13 protein-coding genes are annotated in these 14,889 nt (G+C 64.1%); 3 read left to right on the top strand and 10 right to left on the bottom strand.

The genetic code is table 11. The annotated features are described in order from the left end of the window. The first annotated feature begins 136 nt into the window (after nucleotides 1-136). Nucleotides 137-928 carry a helix-turn-helix transcriptional regulator gene (locus C5N93_RS14475; protein WP_242559811.1) on the top strand — a complete coding sequence of 264 codons (792 nt, stop codon included), beginning with the start codon at nucleotides 137-139 and terminating at the stop codon, nucleotides 926-928. On the opposite strand, the gene C5N93_RS14470 is transcribed toward C5N93_RS14475, so the two are convergent. The 9 genes from C5N93_RS14470 to C5N93_RS14430 form a co-directional block, all read right to left on the bottom strand. Continuing rightward, on the bottom strand, nucleotides 925-1,779 hold the full coding sequence (locus C5N93_RS14470; protein ID WP_242559810.1) for a hypothetical protein: 855 nt from the start codon (nucleotides 1,777-1,779) through the stop codon (nucleotides 925-927). The genes C5N93_RS14475 and C5N93_RS14470 overlap by 4 nt on opposite strands. Before the next feature lie 187 nt (nucleotides 1,780-1,966). After that, nucleotides 1,967-2,698: an ABC transporter substrate-binding protein gene (locus C5N93_RS14465; RefSeq protein WP_242559809.1), complete on the bottom strand. Its 732-nt coding sequence runs from the start codon at nucleotides 2,696-2,698 to the stop codon at nucleotides 1,967-1,969. 28 nt (nucleotides 2,699-2,726) lie between these two features. Beyond that, nucleotides 2,727-3,623 carry a GntR family transcriptional regulator gene (locus tag C5N93_RS14460; protein ID WP_242559929.1) on the bottom strand — a complete coding sequence of 299 codons (897 nt, stop codon included), beginning with the start codon at nucleotides 3,621-3,623 and terminating at the stop codon, nucleotides 2,727-2,729. Nucleotides 3,624-3,660: 37 nt separating this feature from the next. Beyond that, nucleotides 3,661-6,291 carry an aconitate hydratase AcnA gene (gene acnA, locus C5N93_RS14455; protein ID WP_242559808.1) on the bottom strand — a complete coding sequence of 877 codons (2,631 nt, stop codon included), beginning with the start codon at nucleotides 6,289-6,291 and terminating at the stop codon, nucleotides 3,661-3,663. A gap of 65 nt (nucleotides 6,292-6,356) precedes the next feature. Beyond that, nucleotides 6,357-7,103: a hypothetical protein gene (locus C5N93_RS14450; RefSeq protein ID WP_242559807.1), complete on the bottom strand. Its 747-nt coding sequence runs from the start codon at nucleotides 7,101-7,103 to the stop codon at nucleotides 6,357-6,359. A gap of 78 nt (nucleotides 7,104-7,181) precedes the next feature. After that, nucleotides 7,182-7,520: a hypothetical protein gene (locus tag C5N93_RS14445; protein ID WP_242559806.1), complete on the bottom strand. Its 339-nt coding sequence runs from the start codon at nucleotides 7,518-7,520 to the stop codon at nucleotides 7,182-7,184. A 24-nt stretch (nucleotides 7,521-7,544) separates the two neighbouring features. After that, nucleotides 7,545-8,300: an SDR family oxidoreductase gene (locus C5N93_RS14440; RefSeq protein WP_242559928.1), complete on the bottom strand. Its 756-nt coding sequence runs from the start codon at nucleotides 8,298-8,300 to the stop codon at nucleotides 7,545-7,547. Between the two features lie 53 nt (nucleotides 8,301-8,353). Next, on the bottom strand, nucleotides 8,354-9,142 hold the full coding sequence (locus tag C5N93_RS14435) for an SDR family oxidoreductase (RefSeq protein WP_242559805.1): 789 nt from the start codon (nucleotides 9,140-9,142) through the stop codon (nucleotides 8,354-8,356). Nucleotides 9,143-9,191: 49 nt separating this feature from the next. Continuing rightward, the gene (locus C5N93_RS14430; RefSeq protein ID WP_242559804.1) at nucleotides 9,192-10,598 is read right to left on the bottom strand and encodes an MFS transporter; all 1,407 of its coding nucleotides are present in this window, start codon (nucleotides 10,596-10,598) and stop codon (nucleotides 9,192-9,194) included. A gap of 208 nt (nucleotides 10,599-10,806) precedes the next feature. Between C5N93_RS14430 and C5N93_RS14425 the strand changes: the two genes are divergently transcribed. Beyond that, nucleotides 10,807-11,766 (top strand): 2-hydroxyacid dehydrogenase, encoded by a 960-nt coding sequence (locus tag C5N93_RS14425; RefSeq protein ID WP_242559803.1) that lies wholly within the window; start codon nucleotides 10,807-10,809, stop codon nucleotides 11,764-11,766. A gap of 64 nt (nucleotides 11,767-11,830) precedes the next feature. Next, complete coding sequence (locus C5N93_RS14420) at nucleotides 11,831-13,645, top strand: IlvD/Edd family dehydratase (RefSeq protein ID WP_242559927.1); 1,815 nt, start codon at nucleotides 11,831-11,833, stop codon at nucleotides 13,643-13,645. 26 nt (nucleotides 13,646-13,671) lie between these two features. On the opposite strand, the gene C5N93_RS14415 is transcribed toward C5N93_RS14420, so the two are convergent. Then, the gene (locus C5N93_RS14415; protein WP_242559802.1) at nucleotides 13,672-14,769 is read right to left on the bottom strand and encodes a LacI family DNA-binding transcriptional regulator; all 1,098 of its coding nucleotides are present in this window, start codon (nucleotides 14,767-14,769) and stop codon (nucleotides 13,672-13,674) included. Between the last annotated feature and the right edge of the window lie 120 nt (nucleotides 14,770-14,889).

The raw sequence follows: 14,889 nt of genomic DNA, 5'->3' as shown, positions 1-14,889 counted from the left end.
TCGATTCCCTTGATTCGTTTCATGCGCGCCACGTCGGTGGCGTTTCAGCACGCACTCTATCGGTCGCCGTGGTTGATCCGTTATCCGCATAAGGTCAAAATATGCTGAAAATCGGCCATCCTCCTGCGACCTCCACATGCCCAGCCCGACCGCGAAAACCACGACGCATCGCGCCGTTCTGAAAGGCTTCGGTCTGGATGGCGAGCGGCTGCACGGCGTCAGTCGCCTGAACCGGTGGCACCGGCATCCGCAGGGGCAACTGATCTACATCGCCGCCGGACATTTCCACATCCGCACCGAATTCGGCGCATGGCTGCTACCGCCGAAACGAGCCGTGTGGATTCCACCGGATCTGATGCATTGGGGCGAACTCAAGGGCGTGAGAACCGGCGCGAACATCCTGCTCGCGCCGGCGTATTGCGCGACGCTGCCCGATCGTCCGCAAGTGTTGTCCGTCGGGGCGTTATTCGAAGCGTTGATCGAGCGGGTGGCGGCGTGGCGCACGGAAACGGCGGCGTCGCCGGAGGACGAGCGCGTCGTGGCCGTGCTCATCGATGAAATCCGGGCGGCGCGGCATGAGCCGCTGCATCTGCCGATGCCCAGCGACAAGCGGCTGCTGAAGATGACCGAGCTCGTGTTGAGCGAGCCGGGGCGGGAGCACTCACTGGAAACGCTGTCGTCGATGGCGGGACTTTCGATGCGCACCGCGCGACGGCTGTTTGCCGCGTCGGTCGGCATGACGTTATCCGAATGGCGTCAGCAGGCGCGGCTGATGCGCGCCGTCGAGATGCTCTCCGAAGGCGAATCGGTGTCGAGCATCGCCGATGCGTTGGGCTACGCGAGTCCGAGCAATTTCATTGCCATGTTCCGCACGGCGTTTGGCGTGACGCCGGGCAAATACGTCGGCATTGGAAGGACCGGCGCTTAAACCGAATCGGCGGGCGTCGCGTTGCTGTCGTGCACGTGGAACGTGGCGGGCACACCGAGGTTCGTCAGGTGATCGACGAACTGCTGCAAGTGCCGGCTCGTCGGTTGGTAGTGGCCGCTGGTGCGCGATACGTCCGTGACCTTGCCGTTCTCGATACGGATGTCGCCCGCCGCGGCGACGGGTTGTCCCGCAAGAAAGCTCGAATGGTGAAACAGCCCTTTCCTGAAGGTCTTCGACAAGTAGATGTCGCCGTGCCTGTCCATCACGAAGATGGCGCGCTCCGGGGTTTTGCCCGGGCGACGCGATGCGTCTCGCGTATCGATGGGACGGCCGTCGGCGCCGATCATCAGGCCGTCTTGCACGGAGACCTTGAACTGGGACCGCTCGGCGGGCTTCAGGTACATCACTTTCGATTCGAACGACACCCCGCGGTCTTCACCGGCATGGCGGCCATCCAGCGGCTGAAGGTGCTTGAAAAGCGTGGGACGATCGCTGACTTCCGTTTCGACACGCGCTGCGCCGAAGACCGTCAGGTTGTTGTGATCGAGACCGGGAGCAAGCCGGTTCGGACGTCGCGCGCCGGGTGACTCGGATTGGGGCAGCGGTTCCGGCTCGACTTCCTCGATGACGATCTCGATGCTGCAATCGCTATCCGAGTGATCGACGGCATCCGGCGAGGGACTCGGCGAGCGTCGGGCCCTGACCGGCAGGCCGCTCAACAGCGGGTTGGCCGCCGCCGGCGTGGGAAGTCCCAGTGAGGCAGGGGCATGCGTTGCGCCGGGCCGGGCCTGCGTGGGCGGCGTGACCTGGAGGGACGGGAGCTGCAACCCACGGTTCGGAATCTTTTGCATATTCGCTCGAATGACTGACGTGCGGCATCGGTGCGGCATCATTGCGACGTCAGTGCCACATCACGCCGCGCACCCCCGAAGCATGCAACCGGCATTTATCGATGGCGGTGGCAGGAGCGCAGTCATGGCGACGCAGGCGAAGCCTGCGGCCAGAAGCAAAGCGAGCGGAAAAACGAACGAAATCAGCTTATTCGGCAGGCGCGACGCTCACGCCCGCGATGCCGTGACGCTGCATGGCGTCTGCCACGAAGCCCTCACGCTTCATGTCTTCCACGAACGTCTTCAGATAGGCCAGTGCGGCTTCGCCGCGCGTGATCGGCACACCCATGGCCTGACGAATCACCATGAAGCGTTCGTTGAGCAGGCGGTAGCCGCTAAGGTTCGCGACATCCTGCTCCAGTTGCTGCTTCACACCGGCCGCCACTTCGCAGCCCATATCGATGAACGTCTTGATGACGGTCGGCGACGTCGGCGCACGCACGATTTCCGCATGTTGCAGTTCGCGCGAGAGGAACAGGTCGTAAGCGCTGCCTTTACCGACGACGACACGCGTGCCGGCCTGATCGACATCGGCGTTCGTCTTGACGGGCGACGCGTCGCGCACGAGGTAATAACCCTCGATGAGGACGTACGGCGAGGTGAAGCCGATGGTCGCCGCGCGACGCGGATCGATGGCGAAGAAACCGACGTCGGCCTGCTCGTTCGTGACCGCCTCCACCGATTTGCCTGCGGCGTCGACCACCACGAGTTCGAGATCGACGCCCAGCCGTTTCGCCAGCGCACCGGCCAGATCGACGGAGATGCCGACCGGTCGGGACTGGGCGTCGGTGCCCGCGAGAATCGGATTGCCGAGGTTGATGCAGGCGCGCAGTACGCCGGTCGGTGCAAACGCTTTGAGAAGGGTCGGGTCGGGCGTCATGATGGGCGTCGGAAGTCGGGGGAAGGGATCAGGGTTCGAGCAGACCGGCGATCTTGCCGATGGCGTCGATCGTGTGTTGCAGGTGAGCGTGCAGCAATGCGGACGCATCTTCGTTGCGCTCGCGCGCCAGCAATTCGAGAATTTCCAGATGCTGCTGCGCGTGGGGACGGTAGCGCGCACGATCCTGCATCGAGCGGTACGAGAGCAGACGCCGTACGCGTGTGACGCGTCGCATCGTGTCGACGAAGAACGGATTGCCCGAGGCTTCGACCAGCGACTCGTGAAAGCGCACGCCGCGCTCATGCAACTGATCGGGCGTGTCGGTCTCGATGCCGCCATCGAGCAGATGGCGTTCCGCGGCGCGCAGACGTTCGAGCACCTTCGCATCGAGCCGGTAGCCCGGCTCCAGCAGTGCCGCCGGTTCAAGCGCGAGTCGCAGGCGATACGTCTGGATGAGGCTGTCGGGCGTTGTCAGCATCGACGAAAACTGCCAGCCGTAGCCGGGTTTGCGCTCGGCCCAGCCTTCGTCGCGAATGCGTCCGAGCACGGCGCCCAGTTGTGTCGTCGTCAATCCGTAGCGCGTGCGAATCAGTTGTTCGGAGAACTCGCCGGGCAACTGGCCGCGCAGCAGGTCGTCCGCGATCTGGAAGTAGGTGCTCGTGACGATGTCGGTCTCGTCGAGCCCGAGCGATTGCGCAGCGTCGACGTCCGATGTCGGCACCGGTTGTGCCACGAAATATCCCCGATTGCGCTCACGTACCAGAACGCCCTTGTCGTGCAGCAGCGCGAGCGCTTCGTTGATCGGCGAGCGGGAGATCCGCAGCTTGTCGGCGAGCATCTGCGCGGGCAGATGCTGACCGGCCTGCATGCCTTCGGCCTGAATCAGATCGACGATTTGTGTGGCAATGGAGCGCTCGGATTTCATCGCGAAGAAGTCGGGACCGGCATGCAGCACCTCGCCATCATGCATCCCCGGCGTGTTGCGCCAGTGTCCGTTGCAGAATCGACGGAATCACTCCGCCTTGTCGCAGCAGCGCAATTTCGAGGCGCGTTTCGACGGCAGCCGTGGCGGTGAAGCGCTCGCTGCGGCCATCGGCGCGCTCGATGCGCACTTCGACGGCGCCGCGCGGCGAGATCGTCTCGGCGTTGGCGGCGATGTGGATCGTGTCGTTCGGACGGATGGCCAACGTTACCGGGTCGATGCCTGCGGGAAAGCGCAGCGGCAGAATGCCCATGCCAATCAGGTTGGAACGGTGAATACGCTCGAAGCTTACCGCAATTACCGCGCGAATCCCCAGAAGACGCTGCCCCTTGGCCGCCCAGTCACGCGAAGACCCCGTGCCGTAGCGCGCCCCTGCCAGCAACACGACCGGATCGCCCGCCGCTTGATAGCGTTGCGCCGCTTCGAAGATCGGCATGACGTCGCCACTCGGCCCGTGCACCGTATGCGCGACCGGCAGGTCGTCGGCCAGCAGGTTCGCCAGCGTCTTGCTGTAGAACGCGGCGCGCACCATCACTTCCCAGTTGCCGCGCCGCGAGGCGAAGACGTTCAGGTCGTTGCGGTCGTCGCCCTTTGCCACGAGGAAGTCGGCGACGTAGCTTTGCTTTGGAATCGCGCTGGCTGGCGAGATGTGGTCGGTCGTGACATCGTCGCCCAGCGCGAGCAGAGGATAAGCCGTGTAGTCGCCCAGTTGCGTGCCCGCATCGAGGGAAGCGAAAGGCGGACGCCGCAATGCCGTCGAGTCGGGGTCCCAGGGGAAGCGGGCGGACTGGGGCGCGTCGAGGCTCGACCACATCGGGTTGCACGACGCGATGGCGAATGCCGACTTGAAGTCCGTCGGGCGGGTGCCCGACGCAACGAGGGCATCGACTTCCTCACGCGTGGGCCACAAGTCCTTGAGGTAGATGGCCGTGCCGTCGGCCCGGGTCTGCACCGGTGACGTGCTGAGGTCGATGGCGGCCGATCCGGCGAGCGCGTACGCAATGACCAGCGGCGGCGACATGATGAAGCCGAGGCTCAGGTCAGGATGCACGCGTCCCGGGAAGTTGCGATTGCCCGAGAGCATGGCGACGGGCGACGCCGTCTGTTCCGCGATGGCCTGTGCAATCGGCGCGGACAGCGGCCCCGAGTTGCCGATGCAGGTCGTACAGCCGAAGCCGACGATGTCGAACCCGACGGCGGCGAGATCGTCCGTGAGTCCGACACGTTGCAGATAGTCGACGGCAGCGGGGGAGCCGGGCGCCAGCGACGTCTTCACCCAGTCGGCGACGCGCAATCCCAAGGCTCGCGCACGACGCGCCACCAGTCCCGCCGCGATGAGTTGCGCAGGATCGGACGTATTCGTGCAGCTCGTGATCGCCGCAATGGCCACCGGCCAGACGGGCAGTGAGGTCGAGGTGTGCGAGGGTTGTCCTGCGACTTCGCGAAGGGCGTCGCCGGTTTTCGCGTAAGGCAGCAAATCCTGCGGACGGCGAGGACCGGCGACGTGCAATGCGACGGTAGCGAGATCGATCTCGATCACGCGCGTGTAGCGCGGGGCGTTGTCGGCGTCGAACCAGAGGCCGGCGCGGCGATAGAGGGTTTCGACGGACTCGATCAGGGCTTCGGCGCGTCCGGTGGCGCGCAGATAGTCGAGCGTGCTGTCGTCGACCGGAAAGTAGCCGGTGGTCGCGCCGTATTCGGGGGCCATGTTCGCAACGACAGCGCGCTCGCCTGCCGTCAATGTCGACACCCCCGGGCCGAAGTACTCCACGAACTCGCCCGACACGCCGATGTCGCGCAACGCTTTCGTCACGCGCAATGCGAGGTCGGTGGCGGAGGTGCCGGCAGGCAGACGTCCCGTGAGCTTCACACCGATGACGTCGGGAATGCGCTGCATGACCGGCATGCCGAACATGACCGTCTGGGCTTCCAGCCCGCCGACACCCCAGCCGAGTACACCGATGCCGTTGATCATCGGCGTGTGGCTGTCGGTGCCGATGAGCGTGTCGGGAATCAGCCACGTCACCCCATCGACCGTGCGCTGTGTCGCCACGGTGGCGAGTTGTTCGAGATTGATGGTGTGCATGATGCCGGTGCCCGGCGGGTTGATGTGCACCCCGTCGAGCGCCTTCGATGCCCAGCGCAGAAAGCGGTAACGCTCCGCATTGCGGCGCATCTCGATTTCGAGATTGAGCGTGGCCGCATCGGCCCGGCGCGTTTGCTCCACGGCCAGCGAGTGATCGACGGATACATCGACACGCAGCGTGGGATTCAGGACGGCCGGATCGACGCCGGCCTCGGCCAGCGCGTCGCGCATGGCGGCAATGTCCACGAGGGCCGGTGTGCTGGTCGTGTCGTGCATGAGCACGCGCGTGGGCTGAAATGCGATTTCCGCTTCGCTGGTGCCCTGCTCAAGCCAGCTCAACACACCCGAGACTGCGGCCTCGCGCTCAGCGCCGTCGAGATTGCGCACGGCGTTCTCGAGCAGCAGTCGCAGCACGACCGGCAGACGCGGCAGCACATCGCCGAACATCGTCGGCAAATCCACGAAGCGATAGGGCGTGCCGTCCAGTTCAAGCGACGTGTGCGGGGGAATGAGGGCATTGTTCATGCCTCGAATATTGCATTTGTTTTTGTAAAAATGCAATGATACAAAAAATCACCCTTACCGGCAGGTCATCCACCCGCCAGGGCTTTGGGCACGACATAGCGTGCGCCGTCGTATTCAAGGGTGACGTTGGCGCCCTTCGACGTGCTCTCCTTGCTCGCGCAGTCGTTGCGCGTGGGCTTGTTCGTCGTGGTCGTCGTCTTCTGACTCACGATCAGTCTGGCGTAGCCGTCTTTCCCGGCAGGGCCGACGGAGACGGCGCGAGACGTATCGTCGAAGCTGCCTGCGCAATTGCCGTCCCATTCGCCGCCACTCGATTGCGTGGCGAGGTTATCGACGACCTTGCGCAGCTTCGTGCCATCGACGACGTAGAGGCTGAGCGCCGTTTGCGAGAACGGGTTGACGCGCGAGGACCCTTCGAAGGTGGTGCGTATGCCGAACGCCAGCACCTGAGCGGTCAGCCGCCACGGGGCAGTGTCGAGCGCGATGCCGCGCAACATGACGGCATCCGAGGTGATCGCCGCCTTCTCGAAGCGGTGTGCCACGATCTTGCCGCTCTGGCTGTCGGCGACGATCACTTCGACGTCGTAGACCTTGTCGTCGTCGGTACTGCCGGGTTGCGGCATCGGCAGGACAGCGAGCGTCTGTGCCGGGTTGGCCGGCCAGACCTTGCAGGTGGCGAAGTCCGTATCGACGGTGCGCCCCGGTTGTAATGCCTTGGTCCATTCGCCGAAGCGGTCCTTGCAATCGGCGCGAGAGTCGGCATGGGCGAGCAGTGGCAGGCAGAGCAGGGCAGCGGTGAGGATTTTGCGCATGAGGGAGCGACGACCGGTCGAGTTGGGCAGGTCTGCCCATTCTAGCGGTGCCGCTCGCCCGCACGTTTCGATGGAGAGTCAGTCTGACGGACCCACGAACTCCTGTGCATCGAAGACCGTGTGAAAGACCGTACCGTCGAACATCTCCATGAGCGTGCGCGACTCGGCCTGGCTTTCCAGCCGGGCCGGTGACGCCAGTGCGGCGTCGATGTCTTCCTGCGTGTCGAAGCGGATCGCGATGCCGAGCGGCAGGTTCAGGTCGGCGGCGTCGGTGTGTCGCTGCCGCAGAATCCTGACTTCCTTCGCACCGGGAAAGCGTGTCCAGAGGGGAACCAGCTTGTCTTGCACATGGCGTGCGAAATCGGCTTCCCTGCCGGCCTTGATCTGCCCCCGGAAGAACGCATAACGGATCAGCATTGAAATGTCTCCTGATGTGGGGGCTTAGCCGCGTCCCACGAAAGGCATATGACTGGCCATGACGGTCATGAACATGACGTTGGCCTCAAGCGGAAGGCTGTCCATGTAGAGCACGGCGCGCACGACGTTGTCCATGCCCATCCGGGGTTCGACCATCGTGGTGCCGTTGGCTTGCAGCGTGCCTTTCGCCATCAGCTCGCTCATGTCGCTGACGACGTTGCCGATGTCGATCTGACCGCACGCGATATTGAACGGACGGCCATCGAGCGACGTCGCCTTCGTCAACCCGGTAATGGCGTGCTTGGTGGCGGTATAGGGCGCGGACTGTGGACGTGGTGCGTGCGCGGAGATCGACCCGTTGTTGATGATGCGTCCGCCCGGAGACGATTGCTTTTTCATCAACCGGAATGCGCCCTGCGTACAGAGAAACGCACCGGTCAGATTGACGTTCACCGCCTGCATCCAGTGGTCGTACGAAACGTCTTCGATGGAACGCTGCGGGGTAAACACGCCCGCGTTGTTGAAGAGCAGGTCGAGCCTCCCCCATTGCGATTCCACTGCGTCGAACAGTCGATGGACCGACGCCGGGTCCGCCACATCGCAACTGACGGTCAACACCCGTTGCTGCGCATCGGCACCGGCTTCGGCCGCCACGGCTTGCAGTGCTTGCGCGTTGCGCGCGGCAAGCACCACGCGATAACCCGCCGCCAGCAACCCGAGCGCGACACTCTTGCCGATGCCTGCACTCGCACCTGTCACCAGCGCGACTTTTTCATTCATGCCACTCATGTTCCTCTCCCGATGTCTGACGTGTCATAGGCTGCCTACGATACTCAATTTGACCATCCGCCGTCGATCACATGGATCGCGCCCGTGGTGAATGCCGATTCGTCGGAGGACAGATAGGTCACGAGTGCGGCGATCTCGTCGGCGCGGCCCACGCGTCCGATCGGCTGGCGCGCGATGAACGCCGCACGCACCTGAGCGATGTCCTGCCCGGTGGCGGCGGCCTGAGCGGCAATGCGATCGTTCAGCGAGGGAGATTCGACCGTGCCCGGGCAAATCGCGTTGCAGCGAATGCCCGCAGAGACGAAGTCGGCCGCAAGGGCTTTCGTCATGCCGATGACTGCCGCCTTGGAGGCGCCGTAGACGAACCGGTTCGGGACCCCTTTCACGCTGGAGGCCGCAGACGCCATATTGATGATCGAGCCGCCCTTGCCGGATTCGAGCATCGCGGGCAGCAGCGCCCGAATCATGCGGTACATCGATTTCACGTTGAGATCGAAGCTGAAGTCCCAATCCTCTTCCGAGCATTTGAGAATGCTGCCGTCGTGTACGAATCCTGCACAGTTGAACAGACCGTCGACACGGCCGATGCGCGCGGCGAAGGCAGCCACCGCTTCACTGCTGCGCACATCGAGGTGCGCGGTGTGCAACTGGCGGCCGGAAGGTAGCGCCGAATGCAGACTGGCCAGACCGGCTTCGTCCACATCCGTGGCCCAGACTTGTGCGCCTTCTGCGGCGAGCGACAGTGCGCAGGCGCGGCCGATGCCTTTGGCGGCAGCCGTCACGACAATCGTTTTATTTGCGACGCGATGACCCGTGTTGCCTGTGTTACCCATGTTCGACATTTCCATGACGGTGGCGATATTTCAGTGACGGTGGCGTGGCTTACACGGCGTCGCGCAGATCCGTGAGGTCGCGACCTCGCGTTTCGGTCGACAGCGCAACACCGACGAGCGTGAGTGCGGACAGCATGGCGGTGTACACCCCCATGACCCAGAAGCCGCCGCCAGCCAGCCCGATGAGATAGATGCCGAGAATGGGGGCGAGGCCGCCGGAGAGCACGGCGCCGATTTCGCGCGAGAGGGCGACGCCGGAGTAGCGATAGCGATTGCCGAACAGTTCGGCAAAGTGCGAACACTGCGCGCCGAGCATGCTGTTCGATCCGATCGCGAGACCGCCGAACATCGCGATGGCTACCAGAGCGGGGGTGCCGGTGCCGATCATCCACCAGGCCGGGACGGCCCACAGGAGCATGAAGATCGCGCCCCAGCGATAGACGGTCTTCCGGCCGAACGTGTCCGAGAGGGCGCCGAAGAGCGGTGTCGTGATCACGCTCGAGAGCGTGGCGATCAGGGCGCATGTCGTGCCCACGCGGGCCAGATCGCCCGGCGCCATGCCGTGTCGCGCGGCCACCGTCCCGCTCAGATACGCGATAACGATCGTGGTGTAGATGGTGGAGCCACCTTGCTCGGCCAGTCGCATCAGCACGGCGGCGAAGATGGGACGGCGCGCTTCCTTGATGACAAGTCGCATCGGCGACTTCACCACTTCCTTCTTGCCTTCGAGTGCCGCGAATGCCGGGCTTTCACGAAGACGCAGGCGAATCCAGATGGCGATGCCGATCAGCACGACGCTGGCGAGAAAGGGAATGCGCCATCCCCACGCCAGCACGGTCGCCTGATCCATGAAGTACTGCATGACGCTGAACGTCGCGGTCGCAATGCCGAAGCCCGCGAAGATGCCGACGAAGGGCAATGCTGCGAAGAAGCCGCGTTTGCGCAGCGGTGCGACTTCCGCCATCAGCGTGGAGGCACCCGCTTGCTCCGCACCCGCGCCGAATCCCTGCGCGAGGCGCAACAGCACCAGCCCGATGGCGCCCAACGGCGTTGCCGGCAAGAGTCCGACGAGCGTGGTCGAGATGCCCATGATGGCAATCGTCACGAGCAGTACAAACTTGCGCCCCTTCCGGTCTCCGAGCGAACCGAAGAACAGTCCCCCCAGCGGGCGAGCCAGAAAGCCCACGCCGTAAGTCGCAAAACTGGCGAGCAACCCCGCGTTGGCATCGAGTGTTGCAAAGAAGACGTGACTGAAGATCAGCGCCGTAGCGAGACCGAAGATGGCGAAGTCGTAATACTCCAGCGCACTGCCGACCGCACTGGTCAGAATGGCGCGACGGAGTTGCTGTGCGGATACCGGTGTCGTTGGCGATGCCTCGCTTTCGCTTCGTCCGGACGAACTCAGATACGCGCCTCCGTGTGCAACGGATGCGACTGATTCACTGCGTGACGGCATGTCTTTGTCTCCTAATGGCTGCATGATCGGCGCCTGTCTCCTTGCCTGCTGTCTCAGGCAACAGTCGCATCTATGGCGGCGCGCTCGCCAGCGAGTCAGCCAGCTTGTTATCGCGCTTTTTTTCCGAAACGCCTTACCAACGTACGCTTGTTGGGTTAGACTTGGTTACCGGTAACCAACGCGCAAAATCTAACACGAGGAGACGCAAATGCACAAGGAAGAGGTACTGGTGGTTTCCCCTTATCCGGAAGCCGACATGGCGTTACTGGGGAAGCAGTTCACATTGCACGTGTTGCCGGGCGCGGCCGACCCGCAGGCCCTGATCGCCAGTGTCGCGCCCAGAATCCGTGCCGTCGCCACGAATGGAGAAGTCGGCGCCGACGCTGCGCTGATCGACGCCCTGCCACAACTCGAAGTCATCGTGTCGTATGGGGTCGGGGTGGATGCCATCGATCTGCGGCATGCGGCGTCACGAGGGGTGCGGGTGACGAACACGCCCGACGTGCTGACGGAAGACGTTGCCGACATGGGCATGGGACTCATGCTCGCGGCGGCGCGCGAGATCCCGCAGAACGATGCGCTGGTGCGCTCGGGGCGATGGGGCAACGCGACGATCGGGCTGGCCACGCGAATGTTCGGCAAGCGTCTGGGCATTTTCGGCTTGGGCCGGGTCGGACGCGCCGTCGCGCGCCGGGCGGAGGCGTTCGGCATGCAGATCGCTTACCACGACCGGGCCAGATTCCCGGACGTTGCCTACGCCTATCACGCAAGTCCGGTGGACCTCGCACGGGACTCGGATTTTCTGATGGTCTGCGCGGCGGCCGATCAGATCCCGCGCGGCGTGTTGAGCCGCGAGGTGCTCGACGCGCTCGGCCCGCAGGGATATCTCATCAACATTGCGCGCGGCAGCATCATCGACGAACCGGTGTTGGTCGATTACCTGATCGCGGACCGTATTCGTGGCGCCGCGTTGGACGTGTTCTGGAACGAACCGAATATCGACCGTCGTTTGCTGACGATGCCGAACGTCGTGCTGCAACCGCATCGTGCGAGCGCGACGGTCGAGACACGCGGCGCCATGGCGCAACTCGTCCGGCAGAACCTGAGTGCGTTCTTCGCCGGCATGCCCCTGATGACCGAGTTCACGTCTCACCTCGCCGCAGCGTGAGCCTACAGACTTCAACGACTTCCGACATTCACCTATGACTCAGTCCAAACATCCGATCTCGCAGATGGCCAATGCGTCGGCAACCGGCGCGCAAGACGATGGCGAAGGCAAGGCACGTCTGCGCAGCCGTCGCTGGTTCGACGATCCCTCCGATCCCGGCATGACGGCGCTCTACATCGAGCGTTACATGAACTACGGCATCACGCGCGAAGAACTCCAGTCCGGCAAGCCCATCATCGGCATTGCGCAAACCGGGTCGGATATTGCGCCGTGCAACCGGCATCACATCGAACTCGCCAAACGGGTGCGCGACGGGATTCGCGACGCGGGCGGCATTCCGCTGGAGTTTCCCGTCCACCCGATTCAGGAGACTGGCAAGCGACCGACGGCGGCGCTCGATCGCAATCTCGCGTATCTCGGCCTCGTCGAGATTCTCCACGGGTATCCCATCGATGGCGTCGTGCTGACAACGGGGTGCGACAAGACCACACCGGCGTGTCTGATGGCGGCGGCGACCGTGAACATCCCGTCGATCGTGCTCTCGGGCGGGCCGATGCTCGACGGCTGGTGGAAGGGCAAGCTGGCGGGATCGGGGACCGTGATCTGGGATGCCCGCAAGCGTCACGCGGTGGGCGAGATCGACTATGAGACGTTCATGGACGAAGTGTCGTCGTCGGCACCCTCGGCGGGCCATTGCAACACCATGGGCACCGCACTGTCGATGAATTCGCTGGCCGAAGCCCTCGGCATGTCGTTGCCCGGCTGCGCGGCGATTCCGGCGCCGCATCGCGAACGCGGCTGGATGGCGTATCACACGGGGCGGCGCATCGTGGAGATGGTCGCCGAGGACCTGCGTCCGTCGGACATCATGACGAAGGGCGCATTCGAGAACGCCGTCGTGGCGGCGGCGGCGCTGGGGGCGTCGTCGAACTGTCCCATCCACATGGTGGCGATTGCGCGCCACATGGGGGTGGATCACACGCTGGAGGACTGGCAGCGTCTGGGGCCGAGTATTCCGTTGCTCGTCGATTGCCAGCCGGCGGGGCGTTTTCTCGGCGAAGCGTTCCATCGCGCCGGTGGCGTGCCGGCGGTGATGCGCGAACTGAGCCGGGCGGGCAAGCTCAACACGGCGGTTCGCACCGTGACGGGCAAGACGCTGGCCCAGGATCTGGCGGCCGTCGAAGCGCCGGATCGCGAGGTCATTCGGGCATACGAAACGCCGCTCAAGGAGGCTGCCGGTTATGTCGTGCTTTCCGGCAATCTGTTTGACAGCGCCGTCATGAAGATCAGCGTCATCGACGACGCGTTCCGCAAGCGTTTCCTGTCGGACCCGGCACACCCGAACGTGTTCGAGGGCCGTGCGATCGTGTTCGAAGGGCCGGAGGATTATCACGCGCGCATCGACGATCCGTCGCTTGATATCGACGAGCGTTCCGTGCTGGTCATCCGCAACTGCGGTCCGGTCGGGTTCCCCGGCGGCGCCGAGGTCGTGAACATGCAACCGCCGGCGGCGCTCATCAAGCAGGGGATCACGGCGTTGCCGACGCTGGGCGACGGGCGACAGAGCGGCACGTGTGCGACGCCGTCGATCCTGAACGTCTCACCGGAAGCGGCCGTCGGCGGAAATCTGGCGTTGCTGAAGACGGGCGACCGGCTGCGCATCGACCTCACGCGCTGTCGGGTCGACGTGCTGATTTCCGACGACGAGATGTCAGGGCGCCGCGAGGCCTTCGTGCCGCTCGAACTGCACAACAAGACACCCTGGGAAGAGATCTATCGATCCATGGTCGGCCAGCACGGCACCGGGGCCTGTCTGGAGCCGGCGGTGCCGTATGTAGACATCGTCAGAACGCGAGGCGAGTCTCGCCACAATCACTGAAGTCGTTCGGGCGAGGTCAGGCGAGATCAGGCGCTTTCGCGGGCGATGATCTCGTACGGAATCCGTACGAGGCCGGGTATGTCCTTTTGCTCCGGACGTACCCGGGCAATTTCGCGGCGGGACGTGTTGGGCATTTCCGACTGGTCGAGCGCGGCGAGCAGCGACTCTCCCGTCGAATGGCCGATGCCATAGGCGTCGACAGACACCGTGGTGATGGTCGGATAGCAGTGACGCGAGAGTTCGAAGTCGCCGAAACCGGCCACGGCGACATCGCCGGGCACGGACAGCCCGCGACGATGGCAGGCCATGATGACCCCGAACGCGTGAATGTCGCTCGTGCACATGATCGCGTCGGTATCGGGCCAACGGCTCAGAATTTCCTCCAGCGCAGCCCCGCCGTGGCCCATCGCGGCACCGTGGGCCATGTCCGTGGTCCATTCCGTGTGCGTGATCTCGCGCGGTGCGTGAATGCCTGCATCTTCCACCGCTTTCAGATAGCCGTCGCGGCGCGCCACGCCACGCAAATCGAGATGGGAGGCACTGCTCACGAACGCAATTCGACGATAGCCTCGTTCGTACAGGTATCGCATCATTGCCGCCGCGGCATCGGCGTTGGAAAAGCCCACGACGCGGTCGATCGGGCGAGCGGGAATTTCCCACATCTCGATGACGGGAATCCGTGCCTGCTTGAGCATCGCCCGCGTTTTTGTCGTGTGCTTGCCGCCCGTCACGACGATGCCCCGGGGCTGATGACTGAGCAACGCGCGCACGAGTTCTTCTTCCCGGTCCAGCAGGTATTCGGTGTTGGCGAGCAAAAGGCGCAGATTTCGTTGCTCGACGACATCGTTGATGCCGCGTGCGGTCTCCGCGAAGTTCGAGCTGGAGAGCGACGGCACGATCACGGCGATGACGTTGGTCCGGCCCGACGAGAAAGCGCCGGCCACGGCGTCGGCGACGTAACCGGTCTTGCGCACGGCATCCATCACGCGCGTGCGGATGTCGTCGCTGACATGTTGGCCTGTCAGCACGCGCGACACGGACATTTTGGAGACGCCGGCCAGTTGCGCGACATCGGCCATGCGCACCGGCTCGCCGGACGGCAGAGAATCGGGTTTCGAACTCATCTCACGAAGCAGACAGATAATCGAGTGACATCAATTTCGTCATGATACTTGCTTCGTCGCCGATGCCCGTGGACCGCCGCGCCGGTTCGATGCGTCGGCGGTATCGCGCGCGGGTTGTCG

This window comes from Pandoraea sp. LA3 (assembly GCF_022696215.1).
GTDB lineage: Bacteria > Pseudomonadota > Gammaproteobacteria > Burkholderiales > Burkholderiaceae > Pandoraea > Pandoraea capi.
This window is presented reverse-complemented; position numbering and strand designations above follow the sequence as displayed.

Coding starts and splice junctions, on each gene's coding strand:
- C5N93_RS14415 (WP_242559802.1), bottom strand. CDS start 14,769: ATGAGTTCGAAACCCGATTCTCTGCCGTCCGGCGAGCCGGTGCGCATG.
- C5N93_RS14470 (WP_242559810.1), bottom strand. CDS start 1,779: ATGCAAAAGATTCCGAACCGTGGGTTGCAGCTCCCGTCCCTCCAGGTC.
- C5N93_RS14475 (WP_242559811.1), top strand. CDS start 137: ATGCCCAGCCCGACCGCGAAAACCACGACGCATCGCGCCGTTCTGAAA.
- C5N93_RS14435 (WP_242559805.1), bottom strand. CDS start 9,142: ATGGGTAACACAGGCAACACGGGTCATCGCGTCGCAAATAAAACGATT.
- C5N93_RS14430 (WP_242559804.1), bottom strand. CDS start 10,598: ATGCCGTCACGCAGTGAATCAGTCGCATCCGTTGCACACGGAGGCGCG.
- C5N93_RS14450 (WP_242559807.1), bottom strand. CDS start 7,103: ATGCGCAAAATCCTCACCGCTGCCCTGCTCTGCCTGCCACTGCTCGCC.
- acnA (WP_242559808.1), bottom strand. CDS start 6,291: ATGAACAATGCCCTCATTCCCCCGCACACGTCGCTTGAACTGGACGGC.
- C5N93_RS14440 (WP_242559928.1), bottom strand. CDS start 8,300: ATGAATGAAAAAGTCGCGCTGGTGACAGGTGCGAGTGCAGGCATCGGC.
- C5N93_RS14465 (WP_242559809.1), bottom strand. CDS start 2,698: ATGACGCCCGACCCGACCCTTCTCAAAGCGTTTGCACCGACCGGCGTA.
- C5N93_RS14420 (WP_242559927.1), top strand. CDS start 11,831: ATGGCCAATGCGTCGGCAACCGGCGCGCAAGACGATGGCGAAGGCAAG.
- C5N93_RS14460 (WP_242559929.1), bottom strand. CDS start 3,623: ATGAAATCCGAGCGCTCCATTGCCACACAAATCGTCGATCTGATTCAG.
- C5N93_RS14445 (WP_242559806.1), bottom strand. CDS start 7,520: ATGCTGATCCGTTATGCGTTCTTCCGGGGGCAGATCAAGGCCGGCAGG.
- C5N93_RS14425 (WP_242559803.1), top strand. CDS start 10,807: ATGCACAAGGAAGAGGTACTGGTGGTTTCCCCTTATCCGGAAGCCGAC.